Origin of the sequence: Streptomyces sp. NPDC046931 (genome assembly GCF_040644655.1) — a bacterium.
GTDB lineage: Bacteria > Actinomycetota > Actinomycetes > Streptomycetales > Streptomycetaceae > Streptomyces.
In genome coordinates this window covers 458214-476541 of record NZ_JBEYWX010000002.1, presented here as the reverse complement: position 1 = coordinate 476541, position 18328 = coordinate 458214, and the positions used below count along the sequence as shown (strand labels likewise).

The following is an 18328-nucleotide window of genomic DNA, read 5'->3' as shown; positions in this document are numbered from 1 at the left end:
ACGCCACCCGCACGTGACGAGGGAGAGGCCCCACCCATGCCCGGCAGCACCGGCAACGGCGCCGTGACCCGCAGCACCCTGCGGCAGCAGGTCGCCGACGCGCTCCGTGACGAGGTGCTGGCCTGCCGGTTGCAGCCCGGGCAGGAGTTCACGGTGAAGGAGATCGCCGAACAGTACGGCGTCTCCGCCACCCCGGTCCGCGAGGCCCTGGTGGATCTGTCGGCCCAGGGCCTGCTGGACGCCGTGCAGCACCGCGGTTTCGAGGTGCGCGCCTACTCCCTCGACGACTACCGCGGCATGATCGAGGCCCGGGGCCTCGTCACCGACGGGATCTTCCGCCTCCTCATCGCCAACGGCGGCGAGGCCACGCTCCAGGGCGCCCCGCTGACCGCCGCCCTGGCCGCGGTGCGCCGCCGCGGCGAGGAGGCCCAGCGCGCCGCCGCCGCGGGGGAGCTGAACGTCCTCATCGGCTACGACCTGCGCTACTGGCGCGAGCTGAGCGCCCTGTACAGCAACCCCTACCTCGCCGACTTCCTGCACCGGCTGCGGGTGCAGTCCTGGGTGTGCACGGTCCAGCATCTGCGCAAAGTCACCCAGCTCAAGGGCCGTCTTTGGTGCGGATACACCGATGTCGTCGACGCGCTCGCCCGCCGCGACCCCGCCGCCGCGCAGGTCGTGGTCGCCGAGTACAACGCGCACTCCGTGGCCCTCCTCGAGCGGGTGGCCGCGGAATGAGCGAGACCGGGACCGCGCACGTCACAGAGGACATGCCGGCCACCGTCGACCTGTCCGTCGTCGTCCCCGCCTACAACGAGGAGAAGCGGCTCGGCCCCACCCTCGACGCGATCGCCGGGTATCTGCGCGACAACGAGAGCCGCGTCGGCACCTGGGAGGTCGTCGTCGTCGACGACGGGTCCACCGACGGCACCCGGGACGTCGCCGGGGCCGCCTCGGCCCGCGACCGGCGTGTGCGGCTGGTCACCAGTCCCCGCAACCGCGGCAAGGGCCACGCCATGCGCCTCGGCGTCCTCGCCTCCTCGGGCCGCCGGGTCCTGGTCACGGACGCCGACCTGGCCACCCCGATCGAACAGCTGGAGGCGCTCGACAAGGCGCTGGCCGAGGGGTTCTCGGCGGCGGTCGGCTCCCGCTCGGCGCCGGGCGCGACCATCGAGCGGCACCAGAGCCCCGTCCGCGAGCTGCTCGGGCGTGCCGGAAACGTCCTGATACGCCAGGTCGCCGTGCCCGGGGTACGCGACACCCAGTGCGGCTTCAAGCTCTTCGACGGCGACCGGGCCCGTGAGGCGTTCGCCGCGTCCCGGCTCACCGGCTGGGGCATCGACGTGGAGATACTCCAGCACTTCCGGCGCTCGGGCTGGCCCGTCACCGAGGTGCCGGTGCGCTGGGCGCACCAGCCCGGCTCGAAGGTCCGTCCGCTGGACTACGTCCGCGTCCTCGGCGAGCTGACCGCCCTCAAGCTCCGCTCGGTCCGACCGGCCGATCTGCTCGCGGCCGCGGCGTTCCTGCTGATGGCGGTGGGCCTGTACGCGGGCCGCTGGGCGGACCCGAACCACCGCTATCTTCCGGACTCGATGCAGGACCAGAACCAGTGGGAGTGGTTCTTCGCGGTGACGGCCGACAACGTGGCCCATCTCCGCACTCCCCTGTTCACCACCCTCCAGGGGTTCCCCGACGGGGTGAACCTCATGGCCAACACGGTCATGCTCGGCCTGTCCGTCCCCTTCGCACCGGTCACCCTCGCCTTCGGCCCCGCGATCTCCCTCGCCCTGGTGATGACGCTCGGGCTGGCCGCCACCGCCACGGGCTGGTACGCGCTGATCGTCCGGCGCGTGGTACGGCACCGGGGCGCGGCCTTCGCCGGCGCGGCGCTCGCCGCCTTCGCGCCGCCGATGGTCAGCCACGCCAACGCGCACCCGAACTTCGTGGTGCTGTTCGTGATTCCGCTGATCATCGAGCGGGCGCTGCGGCTGTGCGCGGGCGCGCGGGTGGCGCGGGACGGCGTGGTCCTCGGGCTGATGGCGGCGTACCAGATCTTCCTGGGCGAGGAGCCGCTGCTGCTGGCGGCCCTCGGCATGGTGCTGTTCGCGGGCGCCTACGCGGCGGTGCGCCCGGAGGTGGCGAAGGCGGCCGTGCGCCCGACGCTCAAGGGCCTGGCGATCGCCGCCGCGGTGTGCCTGCCGATCGTCGCGCTGCCGCTGTACTGGCAGTTCTTCGGCCCGCAGAGCTACACGAAGGTGCTGCACGCCGAGAACATGGGGAACAGCCCCCGGGGCCTGCTGTCCTTCGCCGAGCGCTCACTGATCGCCGGCGACGCGACCTCGGCGGGCGCTCTCTCCCCGAACCCGACCGAGCAGAACGCCTTCTACGGCTGGCCGCTGGCGCTGCTGGCCTTCGCGATCGTCCTGCGGCTGTGGGATCGGGCACTGGTCAAGGCGCTGGCCTTCACGGCGGCGGCCGGGGCTCTCCTCTCCCTGGGGCCGCGGTTCGGGATACCCCTGACGAACATGACGGTCCCCGGCCCCTGGGCGCTGCTCGCGCACCAGCCCCTGTTCGAGTCGGTGATCGAGGGCCGGGTGGCGATGGTGTGCGCGCCCGCGCTCGGCATGCTGCTGGCGGTGGCGGTGGAGCGGCTGGCACGCACACCGCGCGTCGGCCGCCAGTTCCTGGGCCTGACGGCGGTCGCGGCGGCGCTCATCCCGATCCTTCCGGCCCCGCTGAAGGCGGTGGAGCGGCCGCGGGTTCCGGCCTTCATCGCGGACGGCATGTGGAAGACGTACGTCGGCAAGGACGAGACGCTGGTGCCGATCCCGCTGCCCGACTCGGGCAACGCGGAGGCGCTGCACTGGCAGACCGCTGCGGGCCTGAAGTTCAAACTGCCCGGCGGTTACTTCAACGGCCCCTACGGCAGCGAGCGCGTCGGCATCTACGGCGCCTCCCCCCGCTACACCTCCAGCATGCTGCGGGACATCAGCTTCACCGGGGTGGCGCCCGTGATCGGCAAGAACTGGCGGGCGCAGGCGCGGGCCGACTTCGCGTACTGGAAGGCGGGGGTGCTGGTGCTGCCCCCGCAGCAGTACCAGGACCGGTTGCGTGAGACCGTGGACAAGCTGGTGGGACGTCCCGGTAAGTGGGTCGGCGGGGTATGGGTATGGGACCTGCACGACAACAGCCACCCGGCTTCCGCGCGCACTACGCTGCCTGCACCACACCGATGACCGAGGAGCTTACTGTTGGCCTGTGACCTGTGGCTGGTCCCGCTCGTCGACGTGCTGTGCCACACGCCCGACAACCCGTTCGCCGAGGAACTCGCCCTCTACGACAAGGCGCTGGTCGAGGCGGGACTGCCGCCGGTGCCGGTGTACCAGTACATGCCGGGGCTGACCGGTGAGGTCGCTCCGGTCGCGGGTTTCGACTACGACGCGCTGCATTTCCTGCGCCGCGCCTATCTGCTCCAGGTGTGCGGGCTCGCCGTGACCCCGGTCGACGAACTGGGCGGCGACTACGAGCAGCTCCTGGAGATGTTCGAGTCGACCGCCCAGCAGTCGCATCTGGTGTGGCACTACGACCACGCGGGCGCCTATGTCCCGGTGGACTTCCCGCACCCCCTGTCCAACGACGAACTCCTCGCGGGGGGCGGCCCGTTGGGATCCTCCCAGGCACTGCTGCGAGAACTGGAGTTCGTGGCACCGTCGATCGGCATCGACCCGGCGAACCCACCGGTCGCCCCGGAAGCCCCGCTCGCCCCCACGGCGTTGGAGGAGCCGGCGCTGCCCGCCCCCTACGACCCGAGCCCCTTCGCCCGCGAACGGCACGTCTGGCTGGGGCTGCACGCGGCGGCGACCCGGAGCCTCGCCCAGGGCTCGATGATCGTCTTCAGCTGAGACCTACGGCAGGACCCTGCCGAGGCCCCGTACGGGGGCAGATGCGGACGGCCCGGGTGCGGAACCCGGGCCGTCGCAGGGCAGCTCGCGAGGGAGCGTGGTGTCAGCCGCGGTGGCTCGCCCGGGCGAGCGCGGGCACGAAGCGGAGGGCGTCCACAGTGCCGACGCCGGTGGCCATGTCGTAGCCGCGGACGGCCTTGTAGCCGGTGACGCCTTCGTAGCTGTTGCCGGTGCCGTCCTTGACGTCGACGATGCCGGTGCCCTTGCGCTGGGACAGGGCGTACAGCGCCGCGTTGATGTTGCCCACCCGGTGGCCCGCCGCCTGGTCGGCGAGGGCGATGATGCCCGCGAAGAGCGGGGATGCCTCGCTGGTGCCACCGGTGACGTCCCAGCCGGTGGCGGTCGGGTCGAAGCTGGAGTAGATCCAGGCGCCGCCGTTGACCGCGGCCGCCATCGACACGTCCGGGGTGCCGCGGCGGGTGCCGACGACGTTCCTCACGCCCTTCTGGAAGGCCGGTCGGCCGAAGACGTGGGACTGGCCGCCGCCGCTCGCGCCGTAGTCGTTGTAGACGCTGTCCGGCTTGACGCGCTCGCCCTTGTCGTTCAGGTGGAGCTGGGTGCCGCCGATGGAGGTGACCAGCGGGTCCGAGGAGGGCCAGGAGTTGACGCGCTTCTTGTAGTAGGTCTTGCCGTCCGCCTTGAGGTCCGTGGCGCCGCCGTCACCGGAGGAGGCGAGGACGGTCACATGCTTGCGGTTGGCGTCCTCGAAGGCGTACCGCAGCTTCTTGATGCTGGAGAAGTCGCCCTTGGAGAAGCCGGGGAAGGTGTTCTCGGTGGCGCCGAAGCTCTGGGTGATGACATCGCCGACCCCGTGGTCGATGAGGTACTTCTCTGCGCTCATCATCTCCGGCAGGCCGGTGGTGCCCTCGGTCTCCGCGACCGCCGTCTCCACCAGGACGATCTTGGCGTCGGGCGCCACGGCGTGGGCCATCTCGACGTCGAGGGTGGTCTCGCCGGCCCAGCCGGTCATGTCGGAGTTCTTGGGGTCGAAGACGGGCACCTTGCCCCACTTGACCACCTTGACCTTGGTGCTGTGCAGGCCGAACTGCTTGCTGTAGACGTCGAGGTCGTGCTGGATGGTCGGGGAGCCGAACGAGTCGACGATGACGATGGTGCGGCCCTTGCCCGTGATGCCCTTCCGGTACAGCGGGTTGAGGTTGTACGCGGTGCGGTACTGGAGCGGGTTGTAACAGGCGATGTGCCACTTGGCCTGGCACTGCTCGATGGGCAGCGGGCTGGCCACGCCGTGGACCAGGGTGTGCCCGGCGATGGCCGGAACCGCCTTGGTGTGCGGTACGGCGGCGGGCGCGGCGGTGGTGACGCCGGCCGGCGGAGCGCTCCCCAGCGCGGCGACGGCGAGAGCGGCGGCGACGGCCGTGGACGCCGCGACGCCCCGCGCCGAACGGGTTATGTGCATGTATCCCCCTGGGTGATCCCGAGTCAGGAAATGGTCTCCGCGCATCCCATCGAGTGAGTCATGCACAGATCAAGAGTGTTGGTCCGTCGATGCCGATCCCTTTACCCAAACAACACCTCACGGCAAGAACACCGCAGGCCGGGGCCGACCGGGTCAGAGACTCAAAGGCTCAGAAGACCGGCGTACCGTCCTGTGTCAGCCTCCAGTTGGCGACCGCGAAGTCCGCCGGGTCGAGGGTGCCCTTCGACGTCACGTAGTCGATCATGAGCTGGCGGATCTCGTTGGTGGAGCTGTAGGCGATACCGGCCGAGGCGATGTGCGGATAGCCGCTGCCGCCGTTGGCGCGGTAGTTGTTGACGGCGACGACGCAGACCTGGTCGTCGGTGACCGCGGCGCCCTTGTAGGTGAGGTTCTTGATCCGCGACCCCTCGGGCTGCGCGATGTCGATCTCGTAGTCGACGCCGGCGGCGGTGTCGTACATGTAGTCCCAGAAGCTGTTGGCGTTGGTGAGGGTCGCGGTGTCGACCTTGGTGCCGGCCGGGACCTGGTGGTAGTACTTCGCCGCGTACTCCAGGTAGTCCTTGAGCTGGGCGCCCGTGAGCTTCTTTCCGTACAGCGTGTTGTCGTAGATGTAGAGCCCGGCGATGTCCTTGATCGTCACGCTGCCCGCGGGGATGTCTGCGGTCCGGCTGAAGGGCGCGGCGACCGAGATGAGCGGCAGGGCGGCGTCGGCGGTGGACAGACCGGTGGCGACGGCCGTCATCTGGACCTGGTGGATGAAGTCCATGATCGGGACGTCCTTCCAGCAGGACTCGGCCGCCGAGAGGTCCGCCGTGCAGGTGCCGACGGGCGTGTTGACGTACTTCACGACGAGGTCGTGGTCGGCCTTGAGGAGCCGGGTGATCTCCGGGTCCTCCTCGACGTCCTTGGGGTCGAGGGTCTGGGCCTTCTTGCCGGTGACCCGCCACTGCCCGTGGTGCAGTTCGAGCTCGAAGTCGAAGACGGTCAGCCGCATGCCCCAGCAGTACGGCTCGGAGAGCAGGACGTCCTGACCGGTCTGCTCGTTCTTGACGGTGTAGGACGGCACCTCGACATGGGTGTGGCCGACGAGGATGGCGTCGATGCCGGGGACCTGCTCGGCGACGAGGTTGGAGGCGTTCTCGACGTAGGGCAGTTCGTCACCGTAGGAGGAGGAGCCGTCGAGACCGGAGTGGTCGGTCAGGAAGACGACATCGCAGCCGAGGGCACGCAGTCGCGGCACGTACTTCCTCGCCTGCTCGACGAGCCCGGGGAACACCATCCTCCCGCTGACGTTGTCCTTGTCCCACAGGGCGATACCGGGGTTGGTGAGCCCGAGGATGCCGACCTTGATGTCGGGAGCCCCCGGCACCCGGATCCGCTTCACCGTGTAGGGCCGGAAGGCGGGCCGCAGGGTCTTCGCGTCCAGCGCGTTGGCGCCGAGCAGCGGGAAGTGGCACTGGCCCTCGAACTTCCGCAGCACGTCGATGCCGTAGTTGAACTCGTGGTTGCCGAGCGCGGCGGCGTCGTAGCGCATGTGGTTCATGGCGACGGCCATGGGGTGCATGGGGCCGCGCCGCCCCCCGGTCCCGGTGATGGGGTCGACGCGCGCGTAGTAGTACGCCAGTGACGTGCCCTGGATGATGTCGCCGGCGTCGACGAGCAGGACACGGCCCTCGCCCTTCGCCGCGCGCTGCTGTCCGACCAGGGTGGCGACGCGTGCGACGCCGACGGAGTTGCCGGCCTTGTCGCTGTAGGCGGCGTCCTTGTAGTAGTCCCAGTCGAAGACGTGACTGTGCAGGTCCGTGGTGCCCAGGATGGAGAACGACCAGGTGCGGGGCGGGTGTTCGGGCTTGTGGCCGGCTGCCTGCGCCGTACCGGTGCCGACGGCACCCGCCGCGGCCACGGCCGCACCGGTGACGGCCGACTTCTGCATGAACTCGCGCCGGTTCATGGGGGTCACGGGCATTCGGGGCTCCTGGAACTCGGAAGCGATCAGGGACGGCACTACCCGCGTAGATAGTTCCGGCCCCTCCTTCCGGGCGGAACCAGGAGCAGCCCATGGGCCGGTCAAGGATGTCCATGACCGGCCCAACCGGACGGCGCCGAAAGGGACTTACAGGAACGAGTTGATCTCGATCGTCTCGTCGCGGCCCGGGCCGACACCGATCGCCGAGATCGGGGCGCCCGACATCTCCTCCAGGGCCTTGACGTAACCCTGGGCGTTCTTGGGGAGGTCGGCGAAGGTCTTGGCCTTCGTGATGTCCTCCTGCCAGCCCGGGAGGTACTCGTAGACCGGCTTGGCGTGGTGGAAGTCCGTCTGGGAGTAGGGGAGTTCCTCGACGCGCCTGCCGTCGATCTCGTACGCGACGCACACCGGGATCCGCTCCCAGCCGGTCAGCACGTCGAGCTTGGTGAGGAAGAAGTCCGTCAGACCGTTGACCCGGGTCGCGTAGCGGGCGATCACCGCGTCGAACCAGCCGCAGCGGCGGTCACGGCCGGTGGTGACACCGCGCTCGCCGCCGATGCGGCGCAGCGCCTCGCCGTCCTCGTCGAACAGCTCGGTCGGGAAGGGGCCGGAGCCGACGCGGGTCGTGTACGCCTTCAGGATGCCGATGACGCGGCCGATCTTGGTCGGGCCGACGCCGGAGCCCGTGCAGGCGCCGCCCGCGGTCGGGTTCGACGAGGTCACGAAGGGGTACGTGCCGTGGTCGATGTCCAGCAGGGTGCCCTGGCCGCCCTCGAACAGGACCACCTTCTCGTCGTCGAGCGCCTGGTTGAGGATCAGGACCGTGTCGGCGACATACGGCTTGATCTTGTCGGCGTAGCCCAGCAGCTCCTCGACCACCTGGTCCACGGCGATCGCGCGCCGGTTGTACAGCTTGGTGAGGATCTGGTTCTTGACGTCGAGGGCCGCCTCCACCTTCTGGGTGAGGATCGACTCGTCGTACAGGTCCTGGACACGGATGCCGACGCGGTTGATCTTGTCGGCGTAGGTCGGGCCGATGCCCCGGCCGGTCGTGCCGATCTTGCGCTTGCCGAGGAAGCGCTCAGTCACCTTGTCCACCGTGACGTTGTACGGCGTGATGATGTGCGCGTTACCGCTGAGCAGGAGCTTGGACGTGTCGACGCCACGCTCGTTCAGACCGCTCAGCTCGGAGAGCAGGACCGACGGGTCGACGACGACGCCGTTGCCGATGACGGGCGTACATCCGGGCGACAGAATGCCGGAAGGGAGAAGGTGCAGTGCGTACTTCTGGTCGCCGACGACCACCGTGTGGCCGGCGTTGTTGCCGCCCTGGTAGCGCACTACATAGTCCACCGAGCCACCGAGCAGGTCGGTGGCCTTTCCCTTGCCTTCGTCACCCCACTGAGCACCGAGCAGCACAAGTGCGGGCACGCGCGTACACCCCTTCCGGGCGGGGCATGTCCAAGGTCAGGGGCGTACGCGTAAGGTTCACCGCCGCGTGCACCGCGACCGTCATTGGCCGCAAACCGTCGGACCGGATGCCCCGGAATAGACGAAGCCCCTGGCGCAATAGCGCAAGGGGCTGTTGCACAAAGATGCTACCCGAGGAAGCGAGGCAGGACCGAGGTGGCGACTTCCGACCAGCTCCTCGTGGTCATCGACCCGGTCGCCCGTCACAGCGACGGTGAGTCGGTACGGATCGCGAAAGACGTGCTCAGCGCGGGTGCGGCGATGAAGGTGTGCCTCCCGGACGGCCCGGAGGAATTCGCCCGGGCACTGGACCGCCGGGGGTCTCGGCGGCCGGTGGTCGTGGGCGACGACCGGGCGCTGCTGCGCGCTGTGACCCTGTTGCACCGGCGGCGGGAACTGGGCGCCACGGCGCTGTCCCTGGTGCCGGTCGGGGCCGTGCAGTCGCTGGCGCGGACGCTCGGGGTGCCGACGGGGGCGGTGGCGGCTGCCCGGGCCGTCCTGGACGGGGTCGAGCGGCGGCTGGACCTGCTGGTGGACGACAGCGACGGGGTGGTGCTCGGGGATCTGCGCATACCCTCCGTGCCGTCCGTCCCGTCCCAGCGCGACGGGGCGCCCGTCGGCGAGGAGGTCCCGTCCGCGGGACCGTGGCTGCGCGTGCGCCAGTCGCTGGTACGGACGCTGGCGGCGCGCCCGCCCCGGCTCGCCTCCCTGCCCGTCCCCGGACCCTCCCGGCTGCTGGTCGAGGTCGACGGGGTGACGCTGGTGGATCTGAACCAGCCGGTGGAGGGGGTGTCGGTGACGCCGGGCTCCTCCGGGGCGGCGGTCGTGGAGGTGCGGCCGGTGTCGGTGGGCGCGGAGGCGGCGCCGCTCGGGGCGCGGGGGCGGACGGTGACGGTGTCCGGGGCGGACTTCCGCTACCGGGCGGACGCGGTGGTGGCGGGGCCGGTGCGGAATCGCACGTGGACGGTCCGGGAGGGGGCCTGGGGGCTCACGGTGCCGGCTTCGTCGTAGCTCGGCCCTCGGGCGGCTGGAAGCCGGTGGTGTCGAGCAGGCAGCGTCATCTGCCGAAGCTGCCGGGTGGGGAGATGGCGTGGGGGCCGGTACTCACGCTGACCGGGATCGCGGTGGTGTTGGTGGCCGGGGGGCTGGTGGGGTTGCGGAGGCGGTATGTGCCGGGCTGAGGGCTTCATTCGGCGTACTGCTTGAGCTCCTCGGTGTCGAGCTCGATGCCGAGGGGCTCGGGAAGCGAGAGCTTCGCGCCGAAGGCCTTCTTGACGGCGCTGCGGTAACCCTCGTCAGGTACCGGATCGCTGTAGAGCGTGACCGAGCAGTCGTCGCGGTCGATCAACAGGTAGTACGGGATCCCGGCGTCGGCGTATCCGGCGGGCTTCTCCTCCCGATCCCGCCGGTGGGTGTCCGTGTCGTACGAGGTGACCTCGACTGTCATCACCACGCCCTCGGTGTCGGCCCAGTCCCCCTTTCCGGCAAACGTTCCCCGGGGCGCGAGCACGGCGTCCGGGAGTGCCCGGCCCTTGCGGTACCTCTCGACCCGCAACCCCAGCTCTCCGCCTCCGTACAGCCACAGCCCGGACCCGGCCATCAGGAAGCACTCCTGCAGCCACCTGATGACCTCGCTGTGATTACCGTCCGTCATGCCCTTGATCCCGACCCGTCCGTTGATGAACTCCAACCTGACGGCGTCGAACCTCTTGGCCACGTGCGCGGCGAGCTCCTCGAACTCCTCTACGGACATCTGAGACATGTGCTGCGCCATAACCGTCATGGTGCCCTCCCTCACAGGCACGCACCAGCCTGCCGTGCCACCGACGGCCCTGTCGGGGACGTCCCACGCAGTCGGCCGAACGGGTGATCAGCCGATCTCCACGCCCAGCCCCTCCAGGCCGCGGATCACGAAGTTCGGCTTGCGCCGCGGCTCCGCGGCGAGCCGCAGCGTGGGTGCCTGCTCCAGCAGGGCCGTCATGGACGCCGCCAGCTCGATACGGGCGAGGGGCGCGCCGATGCAGTAGTGGATGCCCGCGCTGAAGGAGATGTGCGGGTTCTCCCGCCGGGTCAGGTCGAGCCTCTCGGGGGCGGTGAAGACCGCCGGGTCGTGGTTCGCCGAACCGAACAGCATCGCGATCTCCGCGCCCCGGGGGACGGTCGTGCCGTCGATCTCGATCTCGTCCAGCACCCAGCGCTCGAAGAGCTGGAGCGGGGTGTCGTAGCGCATCAGCTCCTCGACCGCCGACGGTACGAGCGAGTGATCGGCGCGCAGGGCCGCCAGCTGGTCCGGGTGGCGGAACAGCGCCCACCAGCCGTTCACCGTCGCGTTCACCGTCGCCTCGTGCCCCGCGTTCAGCAGCAGCACACAGGTCGAGATCATCTCCTGTTCGGTGAGCCTGTCCCCCTCGTCGTGCGCCGCGATCAGACCCGAGATCAGGTCCTCCCCCGGCTCCTTGCGGCGCCGCGCGATCAGCTCGCGCAGATACGCGGAGAACTCGACCGAGGCCCGCACCGCCTTGCGCGCGGTCTCCGGCGACGGGTTCAGCTCGTACATTCCGCAGATGTCCGCCGACCAGGGCCGCAGCGGCGCGCGGTCCCCCTCCGGGATGCCCAGCATCTCGGCGATCACCGCGACCGGCAGCGGCTCGGCGACATCCCTCAGCAGGTCGCCTCCGCCCGCCTCCACCAGCCGGGACACCAGCTCACCGGCCAGCTCGCGGACATACGGCACCAGCTGCTCCACCGTCCGCGGGGTGAACGCCTTCGACACCAGCCGCCGGATGCGGGTGTGGTCCGGCGGCTCCAGGTCGAGCATGCCGTGGTCGTTGAGCGTGTGGAACGGCTCGTGCTCGGGCGGCGGCGCCGTGCGGCCGAAGTCCTCGTGGGTGAACCTGTGCTGGTACGTCCGGCCCAGGCGCCGGTCGCGCAGCAGCGCCGACACGTCCGCGTGGTGCGGCACCAGCCATTGGTCGGTGGGCGCGTAGTGGAGCACACGGCCGAGAGCGCGCAGCTCGGCGTAGGCGGGGTACGGGTCGGCGACGAACGCCGGGTCCCAGGGGTCGAACGCGAGGTCGGATGGGGCGGCCATGCCCGGACGCTAGCCCGGTCCGCCCCCGCCTGACCAGAGGTGTCCCACCGGCGCGGCCCCGGGCGGGGTCACCCCGGGGTCACCAGTCTCGCCTCGTAGGCGAACACCGCCGCCTGGGTGCGGTCCCGCAGGCCCAGCTTCACGAGGATGCGGCTCACATGGGTCTTGACCGTCGACTCCGCGACCACCAGGCGCTCGGCGATCTCCGCGTTCGACAGTCCCTGCGCGATCAGCACCAGCACCTCCGTCTCCCGGTCGGTCAGGTCCCCGTACGCCGCCTGCGCGGTGGTCGCCGGACGCGGTCTCTCGGGCAGCTTCGAGAACTCCGCGATCAGCCGCTTGGTCACCGAGGGCGCCAGCAGGGCCTCACCGGAGGCCACCACCCGGACCCCGTCGGCGAGCTGGCGCGCCGACGCGTCCTTCAGCAGGAAGCCGGAGGCTCCCGCCCGCAGCGCCTGGTACACGTACTCGTCCAGGTCGAACGTCGTCAGCACCAGCACCTTCGCCGAGCCGTCCGCGGCGACGATCCGCCGGGTCGCCTCGATGCCGTTCAGCTCCGGCATCCGGATGTCCATCAGCACGACGTCCGGGGCCAGTTCACGGACCCGCTCGACCGCCTCCCGGCCGTTGACCGCCTCCCCGACGACCTCGATGTCCGGCATCGCCCCGAGCAGCACCGAGAAGCCCTCCCGGACCATCATCTGGTCGTCGGCGATCAGTACCCGGATGGTGCCTCTGGTCACGCGGCGCCCTCCGCCGTGGTCACCGGCAGGAACACCGTCACCTCGTACCCTCCCTCGTCCGTCTGGCCCGCCGTCATCTCGCCGTTCAGCATCGTGACCCGCTCACGCATGCCCGTGATGCCGTGCCCGGCGCCGTGCGCCGACTTCTTCAGCGCGATGTGCGCCGCCGGGCCGTTCACCACACGCAGGCCCAGCCCGCCGAGCACATAGCCGAGCTCCACGCGGGCGGCGGCGCCCGGCGCGTGCCGCAGGGTGTTGCTGAGGGCCTCCTGGACGATGCGGTACGCCGACAGCTCGACGCCCTGCGGGAGCTCCCGCACCGCCCCGGTGATCACCTTCTCCACGGTCAGGCCGGCCTCCCGCACGTTCGCCAGCAGGGGGTCCAGATCGGCCAGAGTGGGTTGCGGGGCGTCCGGGGCCTCGTAGTCCTCCGCCCGCACGACGCCCAGCACACGGCGCAGTTCGGTGAGGGCCGCCACCGCGTTCTCCCGGATGGTGGCGAAGGCCTTCTCCAGCTCCGGCGGCGGGTTCTCGACCCGGTAGGGCGCGGCCTCCGCCTGGATGGCGACAACCGACATATGGTGGGCGACCACGTCGTGCAGCTCGCGGGCGATCGTCGTGCGCTCCTCCAGCAGGGTGCGGCGGGAGCGCTCGTGCGCGGTCTCGGTCTGCTGTGCGGTCACCTCCTGCTCGGCGTCCCGGCGGGTGTGCCAGACGGTGACGGCCAGCAGGGCGAGGGCGGAGACGACCAGCATGGCCGGGGTGTCGCCGCCGTAGTGGTTCCAGCCGGACACGGCGTCGGCGACGAAGGCGTAGGCGGCGGTGCCCGCCCACATCCATGCCGCCGTGCGCGGCCGGGTGCGTATCGCCACCACCGTCAGCACCGTCAGATGGGAGAGGAAGCTGCCCGGCGACCACGGCCAGGCGCTCCAGGAGGCTCCCACGACGGCCGAGGCCGCGGTCGCCGCCAGGGACAGCCAGAACGCCCCGACCGGGCGGACCAGAGTCAGCAGCACGGGCACCAGAGCGAACAGACCGCACAGTGGCCAGGCCACGCCCACCTCGTCGGCCGAGAACCCGGCCAGCATCGCGGCCAGTCCGGCCCCGGCCACCACGATGTGCCGGCTCCAGGCCGCGTATCCCCGCAGGCGGCCGGACAGCCGCCTGCCCTGCGCGCCCTCGACGCTCCTCGGGGGCAGCGGGCGGTAGGCGAACGCGTCGTGGAACAGGTCCTGGCGCAGCCCGCGCAGGGCCTGCACGGCCGCCCGGTACTCGGGGCTGCGCGGCGTGTAGGGGCGGAACGCGTCGTCCGGCGTCGTCTGCGTCTGGGTCGTCTCGGTCACGTGAAGAAGGTAGGCCCGGAAGCGGGGGGCGGTCGTCACCGGTGAGAGGGGTCTTCGGGGATCCGTCTCGAGTACTACGGGCCGGGGCCGCGGACAGGACCGGTTCCCGTCCAACGGGCCCCATCAGTATCCCGACGGCCGGACCAGCCCCGACTCGTAGGCGAACACCGCCGCCTGGGTCCGGTCCCGCAGCCCCAGCTTCACCAGGATGCGGCCCACATGGGTCTTCACGGTCTGCTCGGCCACGACGAGGCGTCCGGCGATCTCCGCGTTCGACAGGCCCTGGGCGATGAGGGCGAGGACCTCCGTCTCCCGCTCGGTGAGATCGCCGACACGGTCCTTCAGCGGCGCCCGGGGTGCGCCGTCGAGGCGGGAGAACTGGGCGATAAGACGCCGGGTGATCCCGGGCGCGAGCAGCGCGTCGCCCGCGGCCACCACGCGTACCGCCTCGGCGAGCTGGTCGGCGGAGGCGTCCTTCAGCAGGAAGCCGGAGGCCCCGGCGCGCAGCGCGTCGTACACGTACTCGTCGAGGTCGAAGGTGGTGAGCACCAGGATCTTGGGATGAGGGGTGTCCTCGGTGATGCTGCGGGTCGCCTCGATGCCGCCCAGCTCCGGCATGCGGATGTCCATCAGCACGACGTCCGGGGCGAGTTCGGCGGCCTTCGCTATCGCGTCCCTGCCGTGGACGGCCTGCCCGACGACCTCGATGTCGGGCTGCGCGTTGAGCAGCACGGTGAAGCCCTGCCGCACCACCGTCTGGTCGTCGGCGATCAGTACGCGGATGGTGCTGCTCGTCATCGGTCCTCTTCTCCTGTCGGGCCGGGGGATTCGCCGTCCGGCCGGGGATCCTTGGGGCTGGGCAGAAAGCACGCCACGTCGAACCCGCCGGTCGAGGTCTCGGACGTGACGAGGGTGCCGCCGAGCATCACGGCTCGTTCCCGCATGCCGAGCAGTCCGTGGCCCGCACCGGGAGACGGCGGGGCCGGCCGGGTGGGCCGGGAGTTGACGACGCGGACCCGCAACCCCTGTGGTGCATAGGCCAGTTCGACGCGGACGGTGGCGCCGGGGGCGTGCCGCAGGGCGTTGCTGAGGGCCTCCTGGACGATCCGGTACGCGGACAGCTCCACGCCTGGCGACAACGGGCGCGCCTCCCCGGTGATCTCCGTCAGCACGTCGAGTCCCGCGGCGCGGGTGTTCTCCACCAGGGAGGCGAGCCGGTCGAGGGTGGGTTGCGGGGAGTCGGGGGCGGCGCCGGTGCCGCTGCCTATGCCGTAGGGGTCGGCGGGGTCCTCCGAACGCAGGACGCCGAGGACGCGGCGCAGTTCGGTCAGGGCCTCCAGGGCGTTCTTGCGGATGCCGTCCAGGTGCTCCTTCAGCTCGTCGGAGGGGTCCGTGACGAGATGCGGGGCGACCTGTGCCTGGATGGAGATGACCGACATGTGGTGGGCGACCACGTCGTGCAGTTCGCGGGCGATACGGCTGCGCTCCTCCAGCAGTGTGCGGCGGGCCCGCTCCTCCGCGGTGAGCGTCGTCTGCTGCACCAGCTCCGCGCGGGCCTCACGCCGGCCGCGCAGGGCGGTGCCCAGCACCACCACGACCGTGGACAGGGCCATCGTGACCACGCCGGTGGACTGGTGGTTCGCAGCGCCCCACTGGCCCTGGAGAACGTAGGTGACCAGCCCGGTCAGGACCAGCGCCTCCGCGGCGACGCGGGTGCGGACCCTCAGGGCGAGCAGCAGCAGCACGAACAGATGGGCGACGATCCCCGCCGAGGTCCACGGCCAGGTGAAGTCGTCCGCCTGTCCGGCGGCCAACGGGCCGTGCAGCGCGACCGCCCCGAGCACGGTCGCCGCCGTCGACAGCCACCACGCCGGGATCGGCCGCCACAGGGCCAGCACCACCGCTCCGCTCTGGCCGAGCCCGATGAGGAAGGCGTCTCCGGCGGCCACATGTCCGTGCTCCTGGAGCTGGGGCACAGCGCCGACCAGGACGCCGAACGCGGCCAGCCACACGATCCCGTGCGGCAGCCAGCGCAGCCAGACGGAGGGGGGCAGCGGATCCGCCCGCACGGTCCACAGGTCCTCACGCAGCACCCGCAGCCCTCGCTGGACACGGTTCCCCCCTCGCATCACGCCCCCACCCCAGGACCAGACATGCGGGCAGCCTCGGAGCGGTGGGACCGCACCAGCCGGGAAGGGCGCCGGTCGGGGCCCTGCTCGTGAGCGCGGAAGGCCGCCCCGCACACGGTCAGGGCGAGAGCGAAGACCGGGAGCCAGGCCAGGCGGGCGGCCACCCAGCCCAGGCCGTCGGGGAGGGTGTGCAGCCCCGGCAGCCGGCCCGCGAACAGGCCCGTAGCGGTGGTCGCCATCAGGGCCGTCTGGTGCCATAGGAAGATCGTCAGCGCGGAGAGGTTCACCAGGGCCACCGCCGCCCAGGCCGGCGGGCGGCGCAGCGCGCGGCGCAGCGGTGCCCGCAGCAGCAGCGCCAGTCCGCACTGGGCCAGGCCGAAGGTGACCGCGGCCAGGGTCGGCGGGTCGAGGTTGGAGACCGGGGCGCCGGGGACGCCGACCATCGACGCCGGGTATCCCGCCCACACCACCAGACCCGCCGTCGCGGCGGCACCGCCCGCCAGCAGCGCCCAGCCCGCACGGCGGCCGTCCAGCTCACCCCGCGTCCAGGCCGCGCCCAGCGTGTACGGCACGAGCCAGCCCGCCGCCAGGTTCAGCCAGCCGAGCCAGGCGGGGCCGCCGAGTCCGAAGCGTATGAGGTCCACATGGAGGACGACGGCCAGCGGCCACAGTGGGTTGAGGCGGCTCAGCAACGGGGTCGCCGCGGTCAGGGCCGCGAAGACCAGCAGAAACCACAGCGGTGACAGCGCCAGCTTCACCAGGGTGTGGACGGTGCCGGTGTCGGCGCCGGCCGCGAGCAGGGAGCAGGCCGCGACCGTCCACAGCGTCAGCAGGGCCGCGACAGGCCTGAACAGCCGGTCCAGCCGGGCGCGCAGCCACCGCCCGTACGGGACACCCCGCGCGCGTGCCGACGCCAGGCCCTTCGTCGCCACATGACCGCCCACCAGGAAGAACACGGCGAGCGTCTGGAAGACCCAGGAGACCGGGGCGAGCCAGGGCATGAGGTGCAGCGGGCTCGCGGTGCGCAGGGCACCGCCGTCCGCGACCAGGGCGGTCACGAGCCAGTGGCCCAGGACGACACCGAGGATCGCGAAGGCCCGCAGCGCGTCGACCGCGCGGTCCCGCTCCGCGGGCGTGGCGGCGGCGACCCGGTGTGCGGCGGTGCGCAGACGGCTCGGGGTCGGCGCCTTCCACGCCGTCCGGTCACGCATGGGTCACCTCCGACGCCCGGCCGAGCACGATCCGGGCGAGGTTGGCCAGGGAGACCGAGCCCGGCGCGAAGTAGTCGCTGTGGCCGCCGTCGCCCGCGGCGAAGACACGGGCGCCGTAGGCCGGGGACACCGGGTCGGTGCCGAAGCCGACGGCCGTGCCGAACAGGTCCGTGCGCAGATGGGGCACGTCCGCGATCCAGTCGTCACCGCCCCGGGCCGCCCAGACGCGGGCACGGGTGTGCAGGTCGGCGGCGGAGTCCACGCCCGTGCCTGGGCTGCCCACGAGGGCGATGTCCCGGACGTCCGCGGTGGCGGCCGCCTGGGCGCAGACCACGGTGCCGTAGGAGTGGCAGAGGAGGGAGATGTCCGGCGACCGGCCCACTGCCGCCCGGAGTTCGGCCACGAACCGCTCCAGCCCGCGCGCGCCCCGCTCGGCCCGGCTCGCGGTGAGCGCGGCGGTGCCGAGCATGCGGGGCGTGTCGTAGCCGAGCCAGGCGATGACCGCGGCGCGCGGACCGGTGCGGCGGTGCAGGGCGAGCGCCCCCGCGCGCAAGCGTGCGTAGGTGTCCAGTGTCGTGTCGGAACCCGGGACCAGGACCGCGATGTGCTCCGCCGTGGTCAGGTCGCCGAAGACCTCGGTCACGCGGCCCGGGCCCCGGCCGTCGAAGGCCAGCAGGTCACGGGACGGGGAGGCCAGGGCGCGATCGGCCGCGGCGCGCCCGCGGTCGCCGTGCGCCGCGGCCATGCGGGAGGCCTCGGCGGCGTCGGCGCGGTTCGCCTCGTACGTCCCGGCCAGCGTGACCGCCGACAGCGGGGCGAGCTTCGCCGGCGGCGGGGCCGGGATCCGGGGGCGCGCGGCGGCCGACAGGGGCACCACAAGGGCCCCCGTGATCAGCACGGCGAACACGACGCGCCGGAGACGGCCTCTGTACCCGCCCCTGCCGCTGCCCCGGAAACCCATGACGTCCCTCCCCTTCC

The 18328-nt window shown here is 71.6% G+C and carries 15 protein-coding genes; 4 read left to right on the top strand and 11 right to left on the bottom strand.

What is annotated here, in order from left to right; all coding sequences use genetic code 11:
- Positions 1-36: 36 nt before the first annotated feature.
- From ABZ876_RS06230 to ABZ876_RS06220, 3 genes are read left to right on the top strand one after another with little or no spacing between them, the layout of a single operon-like run.
- The gene (locus tag ABZ876_RS06230) at positions 37-735 is read left to right on the top strand and encodes a GntR family transcriptional regulator (RefSeq protein WP_361775022.1); all 699 of its coding nucleotides are present in this window, start codon (positions 37-39) and stop codon (positions 733-735) included.
- A complete protein-coding gene (locus tag ABZ876_RS06225; RefSeq protein WP_361775019.1) occupies positions 732-3233 on the top strand; it encodes a dolichyl-phosphate beta-glucosyltransferase in 2502 nt (833 codons plus the stop codon). The genes ABZ876_RS06230 and ABZ876_RS06225 overlap by 4 nt, the downstream gene beginning before the upstream one ends.
- Positions 3234-3248: 15 nt before the next feature.
- Entirely contained in the window at positions 3249-3899 is a 651-nt protein-coding gene (locus ABZ876_RS06220) for a hypothetical protein (RefSeq protein ID WP_361775016.1), read from the top strand.
- Positions 3900-4002: 103 nt separating this feature from the next.
- On the opposite strand, the gene ABZ876_RS06215 is transcribed toward ABZ876_RS06220, so the two are convergent.
- The 3 genes from ABZ876_RS06215 to ABZ876_RS06205 form a co-directional block, all read right to left on the bottom strand.
- Positions 4003-5376, bottom strand: a complete 1374-nt coding sequence (locus ABZ876_RS06215; RefSeq protein ID WP_361775013.1) for a S53 family peptidase — start codon at positions 5374-5376, stop codon at positions 4003-4005.
- Positions 5377-5545: 169 nt separating this feature from the next.
- Positions 5546-7363, bottom strand: a complete 1818-nt coding sequence (locus tag ABZ876_RS06210) for a 5'-nucleotidase C-terminal domain-containing protein (protein WP_361775011.1) — start codon at positions 7361-7363, stop codon at positions 5546-5548.
- Between the two features lie 147 nt (positions 7364-7510).
- Positions 7511-8794 carry an adenylosuccinate synthase gene (locus ABZ876_RS06205; protein ID WP_361775008.1) on the bottom strand — a complete coding sequence of 428 codons (1284 nt, stop codon included), beginning with the start codon at positions 8792-8794 and terminating at the stop codon, positions 7511-7513.
- Positions 8795-8989: 195 nt separating this feature from the next.
- Between ABZ876_RS06205 and ABZ876_RS06200 the strand changes: the two genes are divergently transcribed.
- Positions 8990-9844 carry a diacylglycerol kinase family protein gene (locus ABZ876_RS06200; protein ID WP_361775005.1) on the top strand — a complete coding sequence of 285 codons (855 nt, stop codon included), beginning with the start codon at positions 8990-8992 and terminating at the stop codon, positions 9842-9844.
- A gap of 175 nt (positions 9845-10019) precedes the next feature.
- On the opposite strand, the gene ABZ876_RS06195 is transcribed toward ABZ876_RS06200, so the two are convergent.
- The 8 genes from ABZ876_RS06195 to ABZ876_RS06160 form a co-directional block, all read right to left on the bottom strand.
- Positions 10020-10616, bottom strand: a complete 597-nt coding sequence (locus ABZ876_RS06195) for a Uma2 family endonuclease (RefSeq protein WP_361775002.1) — start codon at positions 10614-10616, stop codon at positions 10020-10022.
- Positions 10617-10703: 87 nt separating this feature from the next.
- The gene (locus tag ABZ876_RS06190) at positions 10704-11924 is read right to left on the bottom strand and encodes a cytochrome P450 (protein WP_361774999.1); all 1221 of its coding nucleotides are present in this window, start codon (positions 11922-11924) and stop codon (positions 10704-10706) included.
- Positions 11925-11992: 68 nt separating this feature from the next.
- Positions 11993-12667, bottom strand: a complete 675-nt coding sequence (locus ABZ876_RS06185; RefSeq protein ID WP_361774996.1) for a response regulator transcription factor — start codon at positions 12665-12667, stop codon at positions 11993-11995.
- Positions 12664-14010 (bottom strand): histidine kinase, encoded by a 1347-nt coding sequence (locus ABZ876_RS06180; RefSeq protein WP_361774993.1) that lies wholly within the window; start codon positions 14008-14010, stop codon positions 12664-12666. Before ABZ876_RS06180 ends, ABZ876_RS06185 begins: the two co-directional genes overlap by 4 nt.
- 123 nt (positions 14011-14133) lie before the next feature.
- Positions 14134-14808 (bottom strand): response regulator transcription factor, encoded by a 675-nt coding sequence (locus ABZ876_RS06175; RefSeq protein WP_361774990.1) that lies wholly within the window; start codon positions 14806-14808, stop codon positions 14134-14136.
- A complete protein-coding gene (locus ABZ876_RS06170) occupies positions 14805-16139 on the bottom strand; it encodes a sensor histidine kinase (RefSeq protein WP_361774987.1) in 1335 nt (444 codons plus the stop codon). The genes ABZ876_RS06175 and ABZ876_RS06170 overlap by 4 nt, the downstream gene beginning before the upstream one ends.
- Positions 16139-17350, bottom strand: coding sequence for an acyltransferase (locus ABZ876_RS06165; protein ID WP_361774984.1), 1212 nt, complete (start codon positions 17348-17350; stop codon positions 16139-16141). Before ABZ876_RS06165 ends, ABZ876_RS06170 begins: the two co-directional genes overlap by 1 nt.
- Positions 17343-18311, bottom strand: a complete 969-nt coding sequence (locus ABZ876_RS06160) for an alpha/beta hydrolase (RefSeq protein ID WP_361774981.1) — start codon at positions 18309-18311, stop codon at positions 17343-17345. Before ABZ876_RS06160 ends, ABZ876_RS06165 begins: the two co-directional genes overlap by 8 nt.
- Positions 18312-18328: the final 17 nt, after the last annotated feature.

What these genes read in the sequence shown, in the direction of transcription:
- ABZ876_RS06210 (WP_361775011.1), bottom strand. Translation starts at nt 7,363, where the DNA reads ATGCCCGTGACCCCCATGAACCGGCGCGAGTTCATGCAGAAGTCGGCC.
- ABZ876_RS06160 (WP_361774981.1), bottom strand. Translation starts at nt 18,311, where the DNA reads ATGGGTTTCCGGGGCAGCGGCAGGGGCGGGTACAGAGGCCGTCTCCGG.
- ABZ876_RS06195 (WP_361775002.1), bottom strand. Translation starts at nt 10,616, where the DNA reads ATGACGGTTATGGCGCAGCACATGTCTCAGATGTCCGTAGAGGAGTTC.
- ABZ876_RS06190 (WP_361774999.1), bottom strand. Translation starts at nt 11,924, where the DNA reads ATGGCCGCCCCATCCGACCTCGCGTTCGACCCCTGGGACCCGGCGTTC.
- ABZ876_RS06165 (WP_361774984.1), bottom strand. Translation starts at nt 17,350, where the DNA reads ATGCGTGACCGGACGGCGTGGAAGGCGCCGACCCCGAGCCGTCTGCGC.
- ABZ876_RS06225 (WP_361775019.1), top strand. Translation starts at nt 732, where the DNA reads ATGAGCGAGACCGGGACCGCGCACGTCACAGAGGACATGCCGGCCACC.
- ABZ876_RS06230 (WP_361775022.1), top strand. Translation starts at nt 37, where the DNA reads ATGCCCGGCAGCACCGGCAACGGCGCCGTGACCCGCAGCACCCTGCGG.
- ABZ876_RS06170 (WP_361774987.1), bottom strand. Translation starts at nt 16,139, where the DNA reads ATGCGAGGGGGGAACCGTGTCCAGCGAGGGCTGCGGGTGCTGCGTGAG.
- ABZ876_RS06215 (WP_361775013.1), bottom strand. Translation starts at nt 5,376, where the DNA reads ATGCACATAACCCGTTCGGCGCGGGGCGTCGCGGCGTCCACGGCCGTC.
- ABZ876_RS06175 (WP_361774990.1), bottom strand. Translation starts at nt 14,808, where the DNA reads ATGACGAGCAGCACCATCCGCGTACTGATCGCCGACGACCAGACGGTG.